Source organism: Bacillus sp. Xin1 (assembly GCF_013314535.1).
In the GTDB taxonomy this organism is placed as follows: domain Bacteria; phylum Bacillota; class Bacilli; order Bacillales; family Bacillaceae_G; genus Bacillus_A.
This window is the reverse complement of sequence record NZ_JABUAE010000008.1, coordinates 23,920-44,680: the sequence shown is the minus strand read 5'-3', so window position 1 is coordinate 44,680 and position 20,761 is coordinate 23,920. Positions and strand designations below refer to the sequence as shown.

Here is a 20,761-nt window from a genome sequence, read left to right as displayed (position 1 = left end):
GTTCTCGTCCCCGTTTCTAGTATTTATATAACAATCACATCGACAATTCACCCCATATGAACGGGCAGTTTATCAAGTATTTCTTCTCTGAGTTCTCTTTATTTCCTGCATATGAATTATGCATTATTCAATCTAGCAACCCATCCTTATATAAATATATTCCTACATTACTATAAAAATTAAGTAGAAGTTTAATCCGTGCAATCACAATCGCAATCGACACAATCTAAAGTGCCACAATCCAAATCCCTCTTTTTTCGGTTTCTCTTAAGATAAAAATATAGCACCCCGATAAACAGTGCACAAATAACAAAAGCAATTATTGCTTCTGTATATTTTTCATGAATGATGAAACCAATTCCACTGCCACCTGAAATGAGAATTAGAATTGAGTAGATCCAGAACATGTAAATACCTCCGTCGATGTATAGTGAGTTTAAGATAGAATCCATATGATGCTAGATGAGATAAGCAGTCCCATACCATTACCGCTTAAGATGCCGGTAGTTACTCTTAGTGAATTTGTGCTCCTTCTCCATTTCCACTTTTGAGTGAAGCCATCAATGAATGATGGAATTTGAGCAGAGAAGGCTAGTACCAAAGATAACGTATACGAGGTTGTTATTAAAAAATATATTGGGAACATAAAGAAACCAATAAACATACCTGTGCATCGTGCACATAAAGGTATGTATTTTTGTAGTTTAAGAAAACTCCTTTCAGATTTTCTGTGACAAGGGATATGTAAAATAAAACTTCGAATCAATATGGATCATCCTTTCTAGTAATATTTTAATTGATTTGGTAAAAAAATTATAGAATCCTTAAGCTTCGTAGTATAACTCGTTCCTATTAACTCATCTATATTCAAAAAAATCTTAAAGCAATGCTTTTAAAGACCTATCATTTTGGCAGTCGCTTTTTACCCATCCTCTAAAAACATACTTTCATATCTAATAATCTCACCTTCCTTTATCATGACTACTCATTTTAAATACGAACTTTCTTAGAAAAAAATAAAAAACAAACCAGGTTAACGGTACGCCTGATTTGTCATTCTGTTCGAATAGTACGCTTTATTTTTTATTCATCGTCTTCAATAACATATGATGGGGAATTAACTAAGTAACGTTAATAATTGTTACTGCACAGTAATTTTCCTACATCTCTTTTGGAGCACCCATTCCAAGTAAACGCAATCCTTCTTTTAACACAATCGTTACTGCATAAGCAAGTGCAAGTCGACTTTCTTTCTCTTGATCCTCTTCTAAAATACGAATATTCCCATAATACTTATTGAAAGCCTGCGCAACATCTAACAAATACTTCGCAATATGTGAAGGTTCATTTTTAGAAAAGGCTGTTTCAATGACCTTAGGGAATCTATTTAATAATTTTATCGTACTCCAACTATGATCATCGTTTAGCGCAAACGATTCTGTTTCAAATTCAACATTTTCTTTTCGTAAAATGGAGCAAGCACGTGCATGTGTATATTGAACATATGGTCCTGTTTCCCCTTCGAATTTCAGCATTTTTTCTAAAGAGAACTCAATATTATGCATACGTTCATTTTTCAAATCATGGAAAATAACTGCCCCAACACCAACTTGTTTTGCAACGACTTCTTTTTGCTTTAAGTTCGGGTTTTTATCTTCGATATTTTGCTCTGCAAGCGTAATCGCTTCTTCTAATACTTCCTCAAGTAATACAACTTTCCCCTTACGTGTGGACATTTTTTTACCATCTTTTAAAATGAGTCCAAATGGCACATGTGCCATACCATCTACCCAGTTATAACCGAGTTTCTTTAATACAGTGAAAAATTGTGTAAAGTGCAAGCTTTGCTCTGCTCCTACTACATATAGCGCTTTATCAAATTCATATGTGTTTTGACGATAGAGTGCCGCTGTTAAATCACGGGTTGCATAAAGCGTGGCTCCATCTGATTTTTTAATTAAACATGGCGGCATATCTTCTTTTTCTAAATCAACAACTTGTGCTCCATCTGATTCTTCTAATAATCCTTTTTCTTCTAAGATTTCAACAAAGTCATCCATTTTATCATTATAGAAAGCCTCTCCTTGGAAGTTCGTAAATTCAACACCAAGTAGTTCATAAATACGAGAGAACTCTTTTAAAGATTCATGACGGAACCAATTCCATAAAAAGACTGCTTCTTCATCACCATCTTCTAATTTCTTAAACCATGCACGACCTTCTTCTTCTAGCCCCGGGTTCTCTTTCACTTCTTCGTGGAAGTGAACATATAACTTGAATAATTCACGAATTGGATCTTCTTTTACAAGCTCTTCATTTCCCCATTTTTTATATGCAGTAATTAATTTTCCAAACTGCGTTCCCCAATCACCAATATAATTGATTCCTACAACCTCATATCCGCACTTTTCAGCGATATGTTTTAAAGAGTTCCCGATCATCGTTGAACGTAAATGTCCCATGGAGAACGGTTTCGCGATATTCGGTGAAGAGTAATCAATTACTACTGTTTTTTCTCGCCCAAAATGCCCCTGTCCATATTCTTCTTTTTCAGCTAAAATCGTTTTTAATACATCATCGCTTACGATATGACGGTTGAAAAATACATTCACATATGGTCCAACTGACTCTACTTTTTTAAAAAATGAATCATTTAAGTTCTCAGCGATTTCTTTCGCGATAATTGCTGGTGCTTTTTTATATTGCTTGGCAAGCATGAAACAAGGGAATGCTGCATCTCCGAATTCATCTTGCTTCGGAGTTTCAATTAGATCTATAATCTGTTCCAGTAATAATTCTGATTCAATTACTTCAAATAAACTTTTTGCAAATTTAATTTTATATTCCATGTTACTCCCTCCTTATTTTTTAAAACACAAAAAACTCGCCTCTAAAAAAGAGACGAGTTATCACCCGTGGTACCACCCTTGTTGTTCCGAAGAACCACTTTCCCGTTGATAACGAGGACAGGGGGCCCCGGCTTACTCTACTATTCATTTCAAGCAGCGTCTCCGAAGTGCGTTTCATCCGTTTCTCCATACTAGGCTCTCACCACCCCTAGCTCGCTTTACTTCTGAACCAGACTACTCTCTTCATCTACGACATCCTATATGATTGATTATTATACATCTTTTCAAATAATTAGCAAGGTTCAATTACACCAAAATGAAACTTTGCACTTTTTCGCTTATGGACAAAAAAGTTATGTCGTTCAAATCGTGTACTACGAAAATGATCTTTTAAAACAACACGTTTCCTAGCAACACGCTTTGCTTCTGCAATCGTTTCATCTGTAATATCATTATATAAAGCAAAGTGTTTTAAACCTCGAATTCCATCAGATTCAATTACTGTTTCTTCAAACATCGGATCCAGATACACAACGTCGTAACTATCGTCTTCGCAGTTCTTTAGAAAATCAAAATGTTCGGTTTGCTTCACTCTAATTCTACGCATTGCTTCCTCGATTGCTAATATCCCCGCACACCACTGCTTTAAGCCTTTATTCATTATATAAGCCATATAGCGATTTCCTTCAAGACCTGTTACTGATCCTTCTTCTCCAACAACGTAGCTTGCTACAATACTATCTGATGCCATACCAAGCGTACAATCTAACACTGTCATTCCTTTTTCTAATTTTGCAGCTTCTACTAATGGATCATGTTCTCCCCGCATTAATCTTTTCACACGAAACATTGCAGAATTAGGATGGAAAAAGAAAGATTCTTCCGTACCTTTTGGATAAATTGCTAACCGATTCTTTCCTACGACAAGTATATCTTGGCCAAACTGCTCATGTAGTTTCACTACAGATATATCATTCCGTACGACAAAAGAAGATTGTAATTCTTTCGCTACCTTTTTTGCATAAGTTGTCATTTCTTCATTCGTTCGTCCTGCTGTTGTTACAATCATCATTTCACCTCATATATAAAGAAAAAAGGGAGAATCACTCCCCCTTTTTTAGCAATGCTTATCAAAAGCTTGTTCTAAGTTATTAATAATCTCTTCCATTGTTGCACCTTCGATTTCATGACGATGAATGAAGTGAACAACTTCGTTTCCTTTTAATAATGCCATAGATGGTGAAGACGGTGGAATTTCTCCGAAGTACTCACGCATTTTTGCAGTTGCATCTTTATCTTGGCCTGCAAATACAGTTACAAGGTGATTAGGTTGTTTCTCAGAACGTACAACCGCTTGACCAGCTGATGGACGAGCTAAACCAGCTGCACAGCCGCAAACAGAGTTTACAACAACCAACGTTGTACCTGTCGCATTTTCCATATATTCTGTTACAGCTTCTTCTGTAGTTAATTCTTCAAATCCAGCACGCACTAGCTCTTGGCGCATTGGAATTACCATTTGACGCATATATTCTTCGTATGCATTTGACATCTTGTAATCTCTCCTTCAACTTTCATTCCAAATTCATCATATCACGCTCTTATAATAGGTGCAAAAGAAAGATAGCAATGTTTTCATTTTTTTGAAGGAATTTCACAAACCCCTTCATGGCAGTGTCCAACAGGTACAAGTTTTCTACGATTAGCAATATAATCATATACTTTATTTCCAAATCCAAATAAAATAGACAACTTAATAAAAGGTATCGCAAGCCAGTATGACGGTACAGCTTTGGCTAATACGTATACGCTATCAATTCCGTCATACCATTTAGTATTTTTTAAAATGTAAAGTCTTTGTTCCATCTTTTCTTGTATCTCTTCGGAAAGTTGATACTCCTCCACGACATCTTTATCACGAAAAGAAACAAACTTCACCGTACCTTTTTTATCAAGCTTCTTCGTACGCTCTGCCACTGCCGTGCACATCGGACACCAGCTATCATAGAAAACAATCATAGGATTACTCTCCTTTGCGAGACTCCGTCATTTGTTTCCAAACTGACCCTTTCGCTTCTTCTCCGCCTTCAATACGTTCTAATGCTAAACGAGCTTGCATTGCTACTTCGAACTCTGGATCATCTTGCGCAGCGCGCAGTGCTGGAATCGCACTTTCATCACCAAGTTCAAATAAGAACATCGCTGCACGCCAACGTACTAATTTACTTGGATCTTTCAGTGATTTAATCATCACAAACATCGCTGCTGGATCCCCTACATCTGATAAGCAGTCTCCCGCAGTACGGCGGACACTTACAGATCGATCTAGTAAAGCTTTATATAGTAATGGCAATACTTCATCACCTTTTACCATACCTAAGTACGCTGTTGCCAGGCGACGGATTGATACTTTTTCATCTTCTAATGCTTTCTTCAATACAGGAATATCTTCTTCTGTAGGATCCATTTGCTCAAGCGCTGCATAACGATTCTTCCAATCAGGATCTGCCATCATTTCCTTTGTTACTTTATATGGTTCACGCTTTGTAATCGTTACTTCTTTCGCACCTGCTTGATCTAATAATTCTTTTACAGTTTTGTTAACGCGTTCCTCTGGATAAGCAGCTACAATTTCTTCGACAACTTCTTTTCCAATTTCCTCAAAATTACCGTAACGTGTACTTTGTTCTACCCATTTACGCTCTTTCACAACGTTAGGCGCAGACATTTGTACTTTCATAATCGCCTCTTTAAAACGGTCTGGTAACCCAACTCGTTCTTCCGTTGTTCCATCTGTTAGTTTCACCTGCATCGGAATTGTAAAGAACATTTGAATGAATACTTTCACTTCACCAAAATGTGAAAGTTGCTCCCTCTCATCTTCTTCAGTTACTTCTTCTCCAAACACAGCGCGAACTTGTTGCAAAAGTACTTTCCAGTCATACTTCGCATTTCTCTCAACTGCTAAAAAGTCTGCAACATGGTATACACCTTTAATACCTTCAATTTTTAAAATGTGCTGCACTTGCTCTGGTGCTTGTTCCATATTTTCATTTGTATAATTATTACGTGCTCCTGATGGTAACACTTCATTTAAGATAACTTTCATCGTATTTGGACTTGGCGTTGGTTCAATTGCTTTAATCTTCACGTAAATAAACTCTCCTTTATTGCTTGTTCTTAGCTGTATTGTAACATGTTCTAGAGAGATACTCCTACTGAGACGCTTGCTTTTTTTAATCACAATTATAGTCTTAGTAGAATTAGTAAATATCATGTAACAACTGCTCCTATTTACACATCCTTTTTCGTATCATATTCCGTCTCTCTGCCGCTCAAAAAAGTAGATTGATAATAGACAATATGAGAGAATTATTAGCCGTAAATAAAAAAGGTATTGCTTTCCACAATACCTTTTTTCTATCACTATAAATTCATTTATAATGTACTACAATTATTTTGTTAAAGATACTTCATCCTTTTCTTTCATTTCGCGCTCAAGTTTTGCAATTTTCATATCAAATGTATCACGCTCATGATCTTCATTCATGCGAAGCTCTAAATCACGAATGTGATCTTCAATTTCTTCAAAACGTAAGAACGGATTATTCTCATCCATTTTATGAAGAGCTGTATTCATACGACGGTTTGCATGTGCCATATTTTCGCGAGCCATTAATTCCATGCGCTTTGCATTCATTTCTTTTAGTTTATTCTTCATTTCAGAAAGACGGTGCTCTAACTCATCAATTTGCTCCACTACACCTGCATACATTTCTTCTAAACGAGCGACTTGCCCTTCATAATATGCGACTTCTTCTAATGCATGTTCATGCAATTGCATTTCTCCTGCTTCTTGCGCAATTACAGCTTGCTTTGATCTCTTATTTACGAAATAACGAGCCTGCTCAAGTTCACGAGCAAAGTTAGATTTTAATGTTTTATGGCGCTGAATTAATTTTTCAATTTTTGTTACTTCACGCTCGCTATCACGTAAATATTGATTTAACATAGCGATTGGATTTTTTCTTTCTTTCTCATCTAAAACATTATGAAAATCTGCTAAAATTGCATCACGTACGCGTCCGAATAAAGATTGTTTCATCCTAATCTTCCTCTCTTCTACTTTATAATTTAAATTGTTTTATATTAGTTTTTCATTAACTTGTTCCACTCATCTTCAAAGTTGCTATATCGTGTAGAACCCTCAGAAGAATCCACTACATTTTTTTCTTTTTTCCACTCACGATATCCGTAGTATAGAACGACTAATGCTGCGATACCGATTAGTGCTGGGGAATGAGATAGGGCAATTGACAAGCCGATTAAACCAGCAATACCCCAAGCTAACTTTCCAAAAAATGATTGTGCTCGCACAAATGATTTATAGCTCCAGTACACAATCCCTGCTCCAATTGCGAACCCTACAATACCAGCAAGACTACCAAGAGCAATTAAAGCCAAAATACCGGCTGCGATAAACGCTAGAAATTGTTTCATCTTGTGCTTGCCTCCCTTCGATTTGATACTCTTATCTTAACTATTTTTTTGATTTCCCATAACGAGCTTAAGAACCGTTTTCAAATCAGACTTAAGACCTATTCCGGGTTAGACCCACTTTAAGATGTATATAAAACGAAGTTAAGAGTTAAAATTTTAATGTTGTTTCTTCTTAGAATGTACTCTTTTTATATGTAAGAAACTGTATCCTTCAACACCATATAGTAAAATCAGCCAGATGCCATTCGTATCCTGACATCCCTTCTCCTTCCTTTAAAGCTTTTCCTAATTAGGTTGAATGTCAATCTTTAAAGTTATTTGTTTAGATATCAAAATGTATTTTTCGCTTGCTTACATTTATTTAATTTGCTATCATAACTGACGAACGTTCGTAAAATTCGAGGTGATTTTATTGAAAAGTAATGAAATTAAGGACGCCGCTCTAAAATATTTCACGATTCATGGTTATGAAGGGACGCCCCTTTCTTTAATAGCTGAAGAAGTTGGCATGAAAAAGCAGTCCATTTACTCACATTTTAAAGGAAAAGATGATCTTTTTCTTCAGGTGTTACGTGATGCAAAAGAAACTGAACTAGCTTCAAAACTTCAATACTTAAGTAAAATTGATTCACAAAATCCGGAAAAAGATTTATACAGGCTGCTACAATTGGAAATCGATCTTTTTCAAAAAAATGAACAGTTAAAGTTTTGGCTACGTATGTCATTCTTTCCGCCGGCACATCTTGCAAAAGCAATCGAAAAAGAAGTAATTGACATAGCAGAGAAGGTGTATGTGCTATTGGAGAATAAATTTCAAGATTGGATCGACGCTAAGATGATAGTCGGAGATATAGCAAAAACGCCAACCCTTGCCTTCTTAGGAGTAATCGATTCCATTATCCTTGAACTTGTATACGGTAATGATGAAAAACGGCTGAAAGATAAATTAGAGGCCTCTTGGGCAGTGTTTTGGAGGGGGATCTCACATCAATGATTCTTACAGGAAGAGGTGTTGGTACATGAAGAAAACAATAAAAGAACAAAAGATGGTATTAATTATTCTTTTAAGCAATATATTCATTGCATTTTTGGGGATTGGTCTCATCATCCCTGTTATGCCGTCTTTTATGAATCTCATGCAATTATCAGGAAAAACGATGGGCTACCTTGTTGCCGTATTTGCGGTGGCACAACTGCTTATGTCACCACTCACAGGACGCTGGGTTGACCGCTATGGCAGAAAGAAAATGATCATAATGGGCTTATTCCTTTTTGGTTCTTCAGAACTTATCTTTGGTTTAGGGACGAATGTATCGATGCTTTATATATCAAGGGCTCTAGGAGGAATTAGTGCAGCCTTTATTATGCCCGGTGTTACTGCATATGTTGCAGATATTACATCCGTACAGGAACGGCCAAAAGCGATGGGCTATCTATCTGCTGCCATCAGTACTGGCTTTATTATAGGACCCGGAATCGGTGGATTCATTGCAGAATACGGTGTACGCACACCCTTCTTCTTTGCAGCAGCTATTGCGTTTTTAGCATGCGTTTCGTCAATTTTCATTCTAAAGGAACCACTAACAAAAGAAGAGCTTGCCGAAATTTCCGCCAATACAAAACAAACAAATTTTATAAGTGATTTAAAAAAATCACTTAATCCGCTTTACTTTATCGCATTTATTATTGTATTTGTACTCGCTTTCGGCTTATCAGCATATGAAACTATTTTCAGCCTATTTTCTAACTATAAATTCGGCTTTATGCCAAAGGACATTGCAGCTATTATTACAATAAGCTCAATCTTTGGCGTTGTTGTACAAATATTTATGTTTGGAAAAATGGTCGATATACTTGGTGAAAAGAAATTAATTCAATTATGCTTAATTATAGGTGCAATACTAGCAGTAGTTTCCACCGTAGTCTCTAGCTTTTTGGGGGTACTGGTGGTAACTTGCTTCATTTTTCTTGCTTTTGACTTACTTCGTCCCGCATTGACAACATTTTTATCAAAATCTGCCGGGAAAGAGCAAGGGTTTGTTGCTGGAATGAACTCAACCTATACAAGCTTAGGTAACATCGTCGGACCAGCAATAGGCGGTATACTATTTGATGTAAACATCCACTATCCTTATCTTTTCGCTGCTGTTATTATGGCCGTTGGTCTTGGCATTACATTCTTGTGGAAAGAAAAACAATTGGCAGCTAGCTTAGCCGAGTAATTAAGAATTTCGAGGACTCTTTCGGAACAATCAAAATAGCTTTCCTTTTGGAGCTAGATTATTACTCTAAAAGTTATACTTTCTTTGAACAAAACCCCTTGTCCATATTGCACAAGGGGTTTTGATTTTATTCTACTAGAGATTACATTAATCTAAGGTTTTAAATTATCCCAAAAACGATATATTTCTCTTTGCGCAGTTACTTATGAAAAGGAATTAATGAAAAATAATAGTTATCTGGTAATTACACCGCTTTCTTTTTTCTTATATCACCGTTCTCTACCGTGGAGCTTCCTCTCTCTTCCGCTCCAAAAATGTAATTCTTTCAATCACAACTTCTGTTTTATACACTCTTTTCCCCTGTTCATTATCGTAATTACTCGTATGAATACGACCTGTAATCCCAACGAGCGAACCCTTTTTGCAATACTCTGAGACATTCTCAGCCGATTTTCTCCAGACAACATATCTCCATAAATATGTACTTAAACTTCATGTACATATTTATCCTTATCCAACACTCTAAAAACAAGTGAATTCTAAATTTTAAGAAATTATTGTTGTACACAAAAAAGCGACAATATATTATAGATTTATACACATATCTTTCGACCAAATCCGTAAAGATAATGTACAAAATTATGTGATTGGGGGGACGGTAAAAAATGATTACTCTACAATTAGAAAATTATAAGTTTTTCTCTATTCCTGTTTGGCTAGAATGGAATACTTCAAGTCAAGGTGATATAACAAATAAGAAATTCTCAATTATTGGACTTAAAGAAAATTCAAATGACATACACATTGTACATCCATTAAGCGACTTTATACTAAGCAATTGGAAATATAATGCTTACAATACCCAAAGAAAACATTGTAATAATATGGTTTCTTTTCTAAACTACTTATTAACTAACAAGAAACAGTTAGGGATTAATAATCTAAAAGAACTAAAACTAGCACATGGAAATGATTTTCTTAATAATCTATCTCGTAAAGAAAGAACAGTAGGTACGGTTAAAGATGTTGAAAGAACATTAACATTATTTTATATATGGCTTCAAAAGAAAGGATGCTTACCAAAAGTAAATGAAACCCTTTTTATAAAAAAAGAGACTTATCAAGGAAAATATTATTTTCAATCCCCTTTTGAAGTCATCTATCCCACCAAAACGGTCTCAAAGAAAGAACATATGTTACCAGCAAAATACATTCCATTATTATTAGAAATCGCTACCCTAAAAACAAAGCCAATAGCATTAGGAGTTTATCTACAAATATTCGGTGGCTTGAGAAGAGGTGAGGTCGTCAATTTGAAACGTTCAAACTTAAAAAGAAAATTAAATACTGGAGATTTTCTAGTCACTCTAAAAAATCAAAATTTCAGAAAGGATATTAAAGATCATTCTGGATCCAGTAGCGTAAAAAAGCCTAGAGATCAGGCCGTTCTACAAATATTTGACTGGGGAAAAGTTCTTTTTGCAGATCATATTAATCTATATAAAGATCATACTGACTCAGGTGCTCTTTTTATAAATAGGGACGGAAAAGCTATGTCAGGAAAAAGCTACAGTCAATATTTTAATAAACTAAAACATAATTTTATAAATTTCTTAAAAACATACGGTAACTCAGAAGAAAAAATCCTAGCGAATCATTTACTCCTTGCAGATTGGTCTACTCATATAGGACGAGGGACTTTCACTAACCTTATTGCCGAAAATACAGATAATCCTCTAGAAATAGCTTTTCATCGTGGTGATGACAATTTATTATCATCTTTAACATATATGGTTAAGACAGATAGAATGAGAAAAAAAATCGAAAATAAATTCGATAATATGCATGAGAATTATCTCCCCCGCCTTATTGATAGAAATAAATTTAATTAATATCATATTCCCTTCAAAAAAGAGGTGAACAAATGTCTACTGAAAATAATAGTGAACTCCAATACATATCTGTACTGGAATTTAGTAAGTCATTAGGAATTCACGAAGCTACAGCTTATAGATATATTAAAAGAGGGCTTATTTCAAATATAAAAAACATTAAAGGACGTATATATATCCATATAGACGAGATAGAAGAAACAAAAGAAAAAGCTAACCTAAATCCTGTTGACGATAGAAACTCCTACCTAACAACAGATGAAGTATTTGAAGTTCTAACAAAAGACGGTTTGTGTATACGAGGAACATCATGGATTCACGAAAAGGTTTCCACTGGATTAATCAAAAAATATATGAAATTCAAAAACAAACTTTATATTCATAAAGAAGAAATAAAAACACTAAAGCTTTACTATTTTGAACATTCTAATGTAAATATTCCGTCTCAAAAAATTGAGGATTACTATACAATTAATGAACTTAGCCTTGAACTAGGAATATCCAAAAATCAAATCCACGGATACATACATAAGGATAAAATCAAATCCACGGATACATACATAAGGATAAAATCAAAGCCTTTAAACTCCCTCATGTTAAAGGTAATATATTTTTTCTAAAGTCTCATTTATCACTAATAAAAAAGAAGATTGGATATTTAGATAAATATAACCCTAAAGAATTCCTTTCCATCCAAGAACTAATAAGTCAACTTGAAAAAAATAGAATTTATGTGACTGATAGCTCGATCCGACACCTAATACATACAAAGCGTATACAAAATTATGTAATGCATCTAAATAAATACTATTTTCATAAAAACGAATTCACCAAGTTATTAAATTATTTTGCTGAAAAAGGATATTACGCATATATCGATATAGAAACATCAGAACAAGAAAAAAACACACATATGACAAATTTCTTAACTGTTAAACAAGCATCAGAAAAACTACAAGCACCACCAATTTGGCTAAGAGGGCTGTTAAAAGACTACTTCCCTAATTCAAAAAAAGTGCCTGCATCTGGTGGATACCATTGGCTAGTTTCAAAAACTGATATAGCTAATTTCCAAAAAGAATACTACTACAATCATAAAACAAGAATGCTACATTTAATTGATCATTACGATTTGAATACCCTACGCTCTATTTCAGGATTTACATTCGATAAACTACGTTTAGATATAAAAAAAGGCCTATTGACAGGTGCTATAAAAATAAATAATAGGCTCTTTATCCCTATCCAAAATGCAAATAAGTATTTAGAAAATCTACAATATGTATTAGATACTGTTTACGATACACATGCAGCTTTAGAAGACTTATTAAAACATTATAATAACCATCCCCCTTCCAGTGATTTTATAAAAACATCATCTCTTTATAAAAAATGGGTGGAAATCAAGATTAATTCCAGCAATGCAAGACCATTCGCCTTAAGAGGCTATACATTAAACTTTATTAACTTATATGATAAAATGCTTTCTAATTTTCATGGGGAAATATGGACCGTTTCGGATGCTAAAATTGAGCTTTTTCTTTCTAATAGATCCTTATCTAATGAACTTAAAAAAATTTTCGTTCAATTCTTAACATATTGTGATAATCAAAATGGAATAAATAGAGAAAAAAAATATTTGTACTACTACGCAAAAAAAGAAAGTGCTTATTCAGAAAAAAAAATATACTCATTTGAAATTTATCACCAGTATTATACTCATGTTCAAAACATTGAAATGCATATTACTCACGCTACTACATGTAGATACTATGCCAATATGTGGGCATACACAACAATTCTTCTCACCAATAATTGGAGAGGAATAGATACCGTTCATGAATTCCCTTCTATAGAACTGGATTCTATAAGAGCAGACAAGTTATCTTGGTTCAAAACCAATAAATTAACCATGGAAGAATCACAAAGTATTATTAATCAACTTTACATTAAACTTCGAAACGCCGTAGCAAACAAAGTTTCTGTACTTTATAACTTCTATGTATCTCCAAACTTAATAGAAAGCTTAGCGCATTCACTTGTCATTTCTGAACTTCATAAAAGAAATATACAAAATCACACTGCCCTTCCTGAAAACTCTCGTATACTTGGTACTTTCTTTTTTGGCAAAAAAATTGTATCAGCCCGAGTATCTGGAAAGGATCAGCATTTAAACTTTTTTAATCCCGCTCCTCAATTAAAAGATTTTGACTGTTTAGTCATGAATAGAAGTACCATGACTTATCTTTTTTATTCAATATTAGAAGAAGATGGTGAAGATGCTGATTTAGCCCTAGAAATTACAAAAAACACTAGATCACACAAAAATTCAGATACAACTGCTATTTACATTCAAGCCAAAAATAAAGATGGCAGCATAAATAGAGTGTCAGTAAACTTGTTAAATCGTGGTATGTTTGGATGGTTATACAACTATATTTTACTTAGATTAAAAGAAGATATACAAAATGGACAAACAATTGAAGAACGAACCGATACTATTAAAGAGTTACGTAATTCTATTTCACCTATCGAACTAGAAAAATGGGCGATTTTTTTACAGAATATTCATACTAAAAAGAACCGTGTTATAGATGAAATCAAGCATCTTCCAATAGAAGAACTGAAAACACTCGCAATAAAATTATTTACAAATCAAATGCCCTCAAAAGAAAAAACGGGCCAATGCCTTGTATACCCTAATTGTAAAAGAAAAAATCTAAAAACATGTTATTCTTGTGAGTATTTTATTCCTGAAAAAATGGTGTTAATTGAAGCCATTAGTGAACTTAAAAGATTAACAAGTTCATTAGAGAACACCAAATATGATGCTATTAGAAAAAGGGATTCGTTTTTTCTTCTCAATATTATTTTGTTAATTGACGAAGCAATTAAAGCTTTTGGTATTGATGTCGTCAATTCTTTTCTTCCTTTAAAAGAAAAAACAATAATATTAGAGAAAGTTAAACAACACTTACTGTTATAAAAAATACTATGTAAAGGGATATATATTATGCAATTAAAAAAGATAATAAATATGGGGAACACGCCAATAGCCGTTACTGAATCTATAACTTACAATGATATTAATGCATCCAAATTCGAAAATATATTTAACGATTTACTTAGCAATGGATATATAGTGGCAAAATCTTTTGATGATGATGAATGGCTTATTCCATGTAATATCCAAAATACACCTTTTAAGCTGCCATTTCATAAATTATTTTCATATAAAAAATTACGTACCATTATTAAATGCTATCTTTTATTACGACGTGCTTCAGGTATCTCGCCATCAACTATAGAAACTGAATTCAATATACTTAGGAAAATAATTTTAGCAACCGAGGGAATAACCTCCACAGATCAATTCGAAAAATTACTTTCTAGTTTCAGCAAACCTTGGGCTTCAACATTTGCACTTGTACTTAAAGAGTTTTTAAAATTTTCACAGCTGCCAGGACATGAAAAATACATAGAAATATGCGACTCATTCCCTTCACCTAAATGGAAAAATAGAGATCTACCCAATTTTTATCATGTCCTGCTTTTTGATGAAATAATTAATGATTTTAAATATAAGGTGGTTCTACCTAAATACCATAAATATTACCCTGTAATTTTATGGTGGACTATTACAAATATTATTCCCATGAGACCCAATGAATTTTTAAGAATGAAATATAATTGTCTACCTGAAACAAATGATGGTAAAACATGGATTGTTATTCCTAGATCAAAACAAAAGTTCGATAGCCCCGAACAACAAGAATATTTTCAAAATATTCTTGTTACTGATGATATATATAAGGCGATTAAAGATTTTCAATATGTTTTGGACACGTATAACATTCATTCGGATAATCTATTCCCACAAGAATTTTATTGTCAGTTTTTTTCTAGAAGTATTAAGAGACCCTCAAATAGAATTATAAAACATCAATTTCAAAATTTACTGAATAACTTTTATACAGAAATAGTTGAACAAATGTATTCACAGTACTCTTTAGATAAGATTTCTCCAGGTGATACAAGGCATTTTGCAATCATTAATATGTTCTTACAAGGATTTAATGTTTTATCCATCGCCAGATTAGCTGGGCAAACAACTATACAACATGCGTCAAACTATTATTCTCACGCCAAATTATTTGCTCAATCATATGTATATAGACTTACTCAAACCATAGTTGAAAAACAAGCTCAAAACAAAATGTCTGGTGGCTTTTTGGGAACTAAAAGAAAAATTTTTGATAACAGAATATTATATTCAGTTAAAAACTCAGACCAGTACCAGAAAGTTGATTATGGCTACTGCACTGATAAAAAATTTCCTAATAATTGCGTTGAGGATTGTAGAATATGTGTTAATCATTACTTTTTCAGTCCATCTATCGATGAATATGACGAAGCGATTAAGTGGTTAGAATCATACTCAAGGGATTTAGAAAATAGAATCAATGATCATCTTGAATATATTAAAGAATTTAGTTTATCGAAGTCACATGAACGAGTAAACTATCATGAGTCTCTTTTAACTAAACATTCTAGACAACTATTAAAGTATATGGATCACAAAGCTATTGTTGATGCAAAGTTTATAGAGGAGTGAAAGAACTGATGCTAAAAGGAAGACAAAAAAACTCAGGGCGGCCTAGAATTTTTACTGATCAGGAATTAAAAGAACTTGCATTAGAAGTTAAAAACAGATTAGGGCACGTACATCTAACCTATTCTCTTCTTGAAAAAGAGACTGGTATTGGAAGAAACACCTGGAAGAGAAGATTAGAAAAAACTATAGCTGAATTAAATAAACCTATTTATCGAACAATTGGTTTAAGCGAAGATGATGAGGTATATTTTCCGAACATTGAACAAATTTTCGAAATTTATAAGGGTAATACCCATAAAATTATTAATGCACTTCATGGGTTTGAGACAATGTTCATTAAATTATATGAAGAACTCCATATCCTAAAAAAAGATGAACAAAAAGTTATCCATATAAAGCAAATAGCTGCTGAAAAAGATTTACAAATTAAAAAGCTTAAAGTTCAAGTTGAACATTATAAAAATCTTTACGATCAATTAACTATTTCTAGTTCCTTCCCTCACTTACAAGAAAAAACAGGACTCAAAGACAATCTTTTAGATTTCAACGCTAGCATTGATAAAAATAGTAGCTTAACAAATTTGAAAACCCTATTCAAAACTTCTAAAGACTCAATAGAGCCCTCAGAAAAAAGTAATTTAGAAGAACCTATCAATAAACTACAAGAAATGTTTCCTGATTTTTTCAATGAAAAATAATGGAGAACATGTCCCAAACAAAAAGAATCCATTTTTTAAAATGGATTCTTTTATAATACAATTTTATATATTATCAATGAAAACATTTGATTACAGTTCTCAAACCAAATAACTGAACTATTTTTATCCTACACTCTCTAACAATATAGATTTTACGCATCAACTGGATTATCAAACAAATCTGCATACGTTTTTACTTCTGGTAATCGGTGGAGGCGAATATACTCTTTCCATTCATCAAGACTATTACCCACAACATCTATTTTATTTTTACATATATTCGCAACCATACCAGCAATGCTTGCAAGTAATTCAAAATCCTCTAGTGTTGCCACTTCTATATGCCCTTTGTTGATTCCCTCTAAATAACTATTAACATATTGAATAATTATCTGATAATCGTTGTCCTCAAATATAACTGATGTATTTTTCAATGTATAATAAATGGATTTAATCGTTATTTTTCGTACTTTTTTTGATCCATACCTCATCATATTAAACATTTCTCGCTTTATGGCATTTGCATCTTCTACAATTTCACCTTTATCAATAAATATTAGATAATCATTTAAGACCTCTGTTGTTGCTTTTACCTTATTAATATCACTGTCCCACAATCCATTTAAAACTTTTTCTATTGAATAATTGATGTTAATACTTAGCCTTTGCAAACATGGCACTAAATAGATTGATAAATCTGGTCTTTTTTCATGGATTTCATAAAAGATTTGATTTGCTTTATTTCTATCGTTCTCATCCAAATACTCTTTAGGTATAGTACCCCATATGTTATTTTTAAGAGCTACTATCACTGATATTAAATAAATTTCTGGATCCCTGAAAACTGAATCTCTCTTATCATATTCTCTTAATAGCCCCTCTTTCTGACTTTCCCACCAAACATAAAACTTTTCCAACCACTGCTTATATATTTCATGTTCAGGTATTTGTTTTTCTTTGCTACCTACATAATCAACAAAAATTCCTGTCAGCTCTTGAAAATAATGGCTCAACCCTAAACCGTATGACCATGTACCTTTACTATAAAATTGCGGTATATTTTTCTTCAAAAACTCCTCTTGTTCTTCTTTACTTGATACTTCGTTGGAATAAATAATTTTATCAAAAGTGTTACTAAATATAAAATCACTAATTCCATGTTCTCTCTCTTTTGAAAGCCCTTGAATTTTAGATATAAACTGCTTATAGTAGCGTTCAGGTAGACTCTTAGTTATCGCGAGGAATGTTAGCCTAATCAATGCACTTTCTCGTATACTATAATCGACCTCATCATTAAGCCTTTTTAATAATAGTTCTAATTGTTCTTCTGAAATTTCTATATTAACTATATCTTTTCTTTCCTCAAAAATTATAAGTAGGGGTTCAAAAAACATATTCTGATACACCGAGTTATCAGCATAACTTTGAGTTTTTATTTCAGTCTTTATTAACTGTTCACAAAAAACTTTAGATTGTTCTCTATTTTTAGCAAAGTAAATTCTCCGAATAAGTTTTACTAGAATTTCCTTATCATTTACCTCATAGCTTTCTTTTCCACTTATAAACTTCAATACCTCGTTATCTATTTCTTTCTGTGTTTCAACTGATAAAGCAAAATAAATTCTTGATAAAACTTCTAATGCTATATTGACGGTCATTATTGGTCTCTCTTCACAAGAAATTACATTTTTCAATATTAATACTAAAATGTCTAAATTTTTTTTATCCAATGAATATACATCTTCTCTAGAATATATTTCATCTATCTTTTTCACTGTTATATAGTTCAGTCTTTTAATCTGTGAATAGTATGGATAAATTTCCTTAATATTTTTAAGGGCTAAAATATATTGGGACTTATCATTTATAGTGAGGCCATATATTTCTTGCATTTGTAAAACTGCATATGAATCTAAAAGCTCCTGTTTCATATAGTCACCAAATTTCATAGTGGATCTCTTAGTACCCAAATCAAACCCTATCTTCTCTTTTTTACCTAGTGTGTATTCATACATTTTAATTGATATAATTGTTCGATCAAATTCCTTGTTTGCATCACAATATTTTCCGGCTAGATATCTTAATCTATCATACCCATAATCCCATTCCTGTGTAATTCTCTTTCGATTATGAAGCGCTATGCTTTCTAATGACAGTAATCGATAATCATCTGGCTTTATAGAAAGTAACTTTCGAATTGTTTGTAAATATTCTTCAAACATTTTCTTTGCTTTATCTTTCCCATTGATTCTTGTAATAACTATCGCTTTCTTAATGCCCCATTCAATCTCTTTTGATCCCACATTCCATTGTTGCAGCAAATTTTTTACGGTTTTAATATCACCAAAATTCAAATGATACAGTACTTTTTCATAAATAAAATAGTGTTGTTGCTCTTTATCTAAAGTCAGCTTTTCTAATAAATCTTGGTACTTCTTAAAGTTGTTTTGGTCGCAATCCAGCCTAGCTTCTTTCAATAAGCGAAGAATTAATGGGTATAACATTTTATTAATTTTATTTTGTTTATCAACTAGATTTTGAAGCTCTTTATGTATATCATACTCAAATGGAATCGAAAATTTTTCATAGCACCATAAAATTTCATTCAGATAAGCAAATACTTCGCTTTGTAATTCCTTTTTTCCAAGATTAATAAAAAAATCTCTTCCCACACTACGAATATTTGTCGAATGTTTTCTTCTAATTTCATCTGGCATTACAATCCAACCTGGATAAGTTTTACGATTGTATTCTAAATCTGAGATATCCAAATTAGATTTATTATATTTACGATGCGGCCATTTCATTTTTTCTTCTCTTTCTTTATATTCCAAAAATCCGAATACATCTGTAAACATTTGCTGGAATGGATTTTCATGCCCACGATAAATACACTCAAAATCAATCAGTGTAATCCCTTTATTTGCAAGATCAGATTCACGATCTTTTTGCCCGTAACCAATCATATAGATTTTCGGCATATGTTCACCCAAGTTTTGCGAAACCCACGTGGTCCATCTTTCGAAATTTGGATCATCCCCGGAAAATCCTATTAATACAAACACAGTTTCCATTATAGATTGTTGGACCATGTTTACAAACGGACTAAAATTCTTTGGATATTTCTCATAATCATTCGATGTAAAAACAAACGGTCTATTTGCAGGGAAACTACCATGCAATTTAATAATACGCGGCTGCACAGAACTAGGGATATCACTAATATCATAAATAACTTGATAATTACGTTCATATACGTGTTTTTTAGCTCTTTCTAATAACGTATCATAATTTGTCGTATAAATATCAGTCCAAGGAAGTTTTAATAGTTGGTAATGTAATTCATCTGGTTCATAATTTTCATCAGGTATAGCTTTTTTCAAAATCTCATCCAAACCTGATCTACCATATTCTTTTACATAAATTTGTCCAATATCTAATACATCTTCATTTTCTATATTTTCATGATGACTTAAATCTTGGATTAACCTTTTCTTTAAGTCTGGCCAAACAGCCATTCCCTCCATAGATTCTTCAATTTTTTGGGCATTCAAACTAAAACCAGCACCCACCATAACAGAGACACGACTTTTCCCTTCACTTGCCCATAATTTTTCTCTTATATTTTTAAGATGTGGATACATGTCTAACTTCTCTTTATATAATCTTTCAATTTCTACACTCATATATAGCTCCCCTATTATAAATTTAGAATTATTCATTTATACGCAATATTACATTTACCCAATACAATATCTTCTAGTAATATATAAATATTACTTATAATTTTACTGTTAATCACCATCTTTATCCAATGTTATATTTATTAGCATTAAAATAACCCTTAACCTGGTCAGATTAAGGGTTATTTTAATTAAGCCTATTATTTACCACATAATTATTTTAAATTGCCACTTACAGAATTGATTCTTAGAATTATATCATTTCCTTTATATCTCTACACGGTTATATAAAAAGCTAATCT

At 32.8% G+C, this 20,761-nt stretch carries 17 protein-coding genes, 1 pseudogene and 1 other annotated feature; of the genes and pseudogenes, 7 read left to right on the top strand and 11 right to left on the bottom strand.

Features of this window, described 5'->3' with window-relative positions; all coding sequences use genetic code 11:
- Positions 1-191 precede the first annotated feature (191 nt).
- From HRG09_RS10300 to HRG09_RS10260, 9 genes are all read right to left on the bottom strand, one after another.
- Entirely contained in the window at positions 192-407 is a 216-nt protein-coding gene (locus HRG09_RS10300) for a hypothetical protein (RefSeq protein ID WP_174100689.1), read from the bottom strand.
- 29 nt (positions 408-436) lie between these two features.
- Entirely contained in the window at positions 437-766 is a 330-nt protein-coding gene (locus HRG09_RS10295) for a DUF2085 domain-containing protein (protein WP_174100688.1), read from the bottom strand.
- A gap of 394 nt (positions 767-1,160) precedes the next feature.
- The gene (gene argS / locus HRG09_RS10290) at positions 1,161-2,849 is read right to left on the bottom strand and encodes an arginine--tRNA ligase (protein ID WP_174100687.1); all 1,689 of its coding nucleotides are present in this window, start codon (positions 2,847-2,849) and stop codon (positions 1,161-1,163) included.
- A 45-nt stretch (positions 2,850-2,894) separates the two neighbouring features.
- Positions 2,895-3,108: a binding site (T-box leader), on the bottom strand.
- Between the two features lie 33 nt (positions 3,109-3,141).
- Positions 3,142-3,918 (bottom strand): class I SAM-dependent methyltransferase, encoded by a 777-nt coding sequence (locus tag HRG09_RS10285; RefSeq protein ID WP_174100686.1) that lies wholly within the window; start codon positions 3,916-3,918, stop codon positions 3,142-3,144.
- A gap of 48 nt (positions 3,919-3,966) precedes the next feature.
- A complete protein-coding gene (locus tag HRG09_RS10280; RefSeq protein WP_174100685.1) occupies positions 3,967-4,401 on the bottom strand; it encodes a BrxA/BrxB family bacilliredoxin in 435 nt (144 codons plus the stop codon).
- Between the two features lie 83 nt (positions 4,402-4,484).
- The gene (locus HRG09_RS10275; RefSeq protein ID WP_174100684.1) at positions 4,485-4,868 is read right to left on the bottom strand and encodes a thiol-disulfide oxidoreductase DCC family protein; all 384 of its coding nucleotides are present in this window, start codon (positions 4,866-4,868) and stop codon (positions 4,485-4,487) included.
- 4 nt (positions 4,869-4,872) lie between these two features.
- Positions 4,873-6,000, bottom strand: a complete 1,128-nt coding sequence (locus tag HRG09_RS10270; RefSeq protein ID WP_174100683.1) for a conserved virulence factor C family protein — start codon at positions 5,998-6,000, stop codon at positions 4,873-4,875.
- 303 nt (positions 6,001-6,303) lie between these two features.
- Entirely contained in the window at positions 6,304-6,954 is a 651-nt protein-coding gene (locus tag HRG09_RS10265; RefSeq protein ID WP_174100682.1) for a PspA/IM30 family protein, read from the bottom strand.
- Positions 6,955-6,998: 44 nt separating this feature from the next.
- Entirely contained in the window at positions 6,999-7,349 is a 351-nt protein-coding gene (locus tag HRG09_RS10260; RefSeq protein WP_174100681.1) for a lmo0954 family membrane protein, read from the bottom strand.
- Between the two features lie 412 nt (positions 7,350-7,761).
- On the opposite strand from HRG09_RS10260, the gene HRG09_RS10255 reads away from it, so the two are divergent.
- Positions 7,762-8,343, top strand: a complete 582-nt coding sequence (locus HRG09_RS10255; RefSeq protein ID WP_174100680.1) for a TetR/AcrR family transcriptional regulator — start codon at positions 7,762-7,764, stop codon at positions 8,341-8,343.
- Positions 8,344-8,368: 25 nt separating this feature from the next.
- A complete protein-coding gene (locus HRG09_RS10250; protein ID WP_174100679.1) occupies positions 8,369-9,571 on the top strand; it encodes an MFS transporter in 1,203 nt (400 codons plus the stop codon).
- A gap of 279 nt (positions 9,572-9,850) precedes the next feature.
- On the opposite strand, the pseudogene ssb reads toward HRG09_RS10250, so the two are convergent.
- A pseudogene (gene ssb / locus HRG09_RS10245) lies at positions 9,851-10,039 on the bottom strand (single-stranded DNA-binding protein); the annotation flags it as partial.
- A gap of 197 nt (positions 10,040-10,236) precedes the next feature.
- Between ssb and HRG09_RS10240 the strand changes: the two are divergent.
- From HRG09_RS10240 to HRG09_RS10225, 5 genes are all read left to right on the top strand, one after another.
- Positions 10,237-11,463, top strand: a complete 1,227-nt coding sequence (locus HRG09_RS10240; RefSeq protein WP_086707766.1) for a hypothetical protein — start codon at positions 10,237-10,239, stop codon at positions 11,461-11,463.
- A gap of 32 nt (positions 11,464-11,495) precedes the next feature.
- Positions 11,496-12,083 carry a helix-turn-helix domain-containing protein gene (locus HRG09_RS28845; protein ID WP_254610057.1) on the top strand — a complete coding sequence of 196 codons (588 nt, stop codon included), beginning with the start codon at positions 11,496-11,498 and terminating at the stop codon, positions 12,081-12,083.
- A gap of 170 nt (positions 12,084-12,253) precedes the next feature.
- Positions 12,254-14,449 carry a DNA-binding protein gene (locus HRG09_RS10235; RefSeq protein ID WP_254610056.1) on the top strand — a complete coding sequence of 732 codons (2,196 nt, stop codon included), beginning with the start codon at positions 12,254-12,256 and terminating at the stop codon, positions 14,447-14,449.
- A gap of 27 nt (positions 14,450-14,476) precedes the next feature.
- Positions 14,477-16,078 carry a site-specific integrase gene (locus HRG09_RS10230; protein WP_086707761.1) on the top strand — a complete coding sequence of 534 codons (1,602 nt, stop codon included), beginning with the start codon at positions 14,477-14,479 and terminating at the stop codon, positions 16,076-16,078.
- Positions 16,079-16,086: 8 nt separating this feature from the next.
- On the top strand, positions 16,087-16,776 hold the full coding sequence (locus tag HRG09_RS10225) for a hypothetical protein (protein WP_086707758.1): 690 nt from the start codon (positions 16,087-16,089) through the stop codon (positions 16,774-16,776).
- A 152-nt stretch (positions 16,777-16,928) separates the two neighbouring features.
- Here HRG09_RS10225 and HRG09_RS10220 read toward each other — a convergent pair whose 3' ends face one another.
- Positions 16,929-20,462: an SIR2 family NAD-dependent protein deacylase gene (locus HRG09_RS10220; protein ID WP_174100678.1), complete on the bottom strand. Its 3,534-nt coding sequence runs from the start codon at positions 20,460-20,462 to the stop codon at positions 16,929-16,931.
- Positions 20,463-20,761: the final 299 nt, after the last annotated feature.

Excerpts from the sequence above, each read along its gene's own strand:
- HRG09_RS10235 (WP_254610056.1), top strand. The coding sequence starts at position 12,254 with ATGCATCTAAATAAATACTATTTTCATAAAAACGAATTCACCAAGTTA.
- HRG09_RS10220 (WP_174100678.1), bottom strand. The coding sequence starts at position 20,462 with ATGAGTGTAGAAATTGAAAGATTATATAAAGAGAAGTTAGACATGTAT.
- HRG09_RS10300 (WP_174100689.1), bottom strand. The coding sequence starts at position 407 with ATGTTCTGGATCTACTCAATTCTAATTCTCATTTCAGGTGGCAGTGGA.
- argS (WP_174100687.1), bottom strand. The coding sequence starts at position 2,849 with ATGGAATATAAAATTAAATTTGCAAAAAGTTTATTTGAAGTAATTGAA.
- HRG09_RS10280 (WP_174100685.1), bottom strand. The coding sequence starts at position 4,401 with ATGTCAAATGCATACGAAGAATATATGCGTCAAATGGTAATTCCAATG.
- HRG09_RS10275 (WP_174100684.1), bottom strand. The coding sequence starts at position 4,868 with ATGATTGTTTTCTATGATAGCTGGTGTCCGATGTGCACGGCAGTGGCA.
- HRG09_RS10240 (WP_086707766.1), top strand. The coding sequence starts at position 10,237 with ATGATTACTCTACAATTAGAAAATTATAAGTTTTTCTCTATTCCTGTT.
- HRG09_RS10285 (WP_174100686.1), bottom strand. The coding sequence starts at position 3,918 with ATGATTGTAACAACAGCAGGACGAACGAATGAAGAAATGACAACTTAT.
- HRG09_RS10260 (WP_174100681.1), bottom strand. The coding sequence starts at position 7,349 with ATGAAACAATTTCTAGCGTTTATCGCAGCCGGTATTTTGGCTTTAATT.
- HRG09_RS10230 (WP_086707761.1), top strand. The coding sequence starts at position 14,477 with ATGCAATTAAAAAAGATAATAAATATGGGGAACACGCCAATAGCCGTT.
- HRG09_RS10250 (WP_174100679.1), top strand. The coding sequence starts at position 8,369 with ATGAAGAAAACAATAAAAGAACAAAAGATGGTATTAATTATTCTTTTA.
- HRG09_RS10225 (WP_086707758.1), top strand. The coding sequence starts at position 16,087 with ATGCTAAAAGGAAGACAAAAAAACTCAGGGCGGCCTAGAATTTTTACT.
- HRG09_RS10265 (WP_174100682.1), bottom strand. The coding sequence starts at position 6,954 with ATGAAACAATCTTTATTCGGACGCGTACGTGATGCAATTTTAGCAGAT.
- HRG09_RS28845 (WP_254610057.1), top strand. The coding sequence starts at position 11,496 with ATGTCTACTGAAAATAATAGTGAACTCCAATACATATCTGTACTGGAA.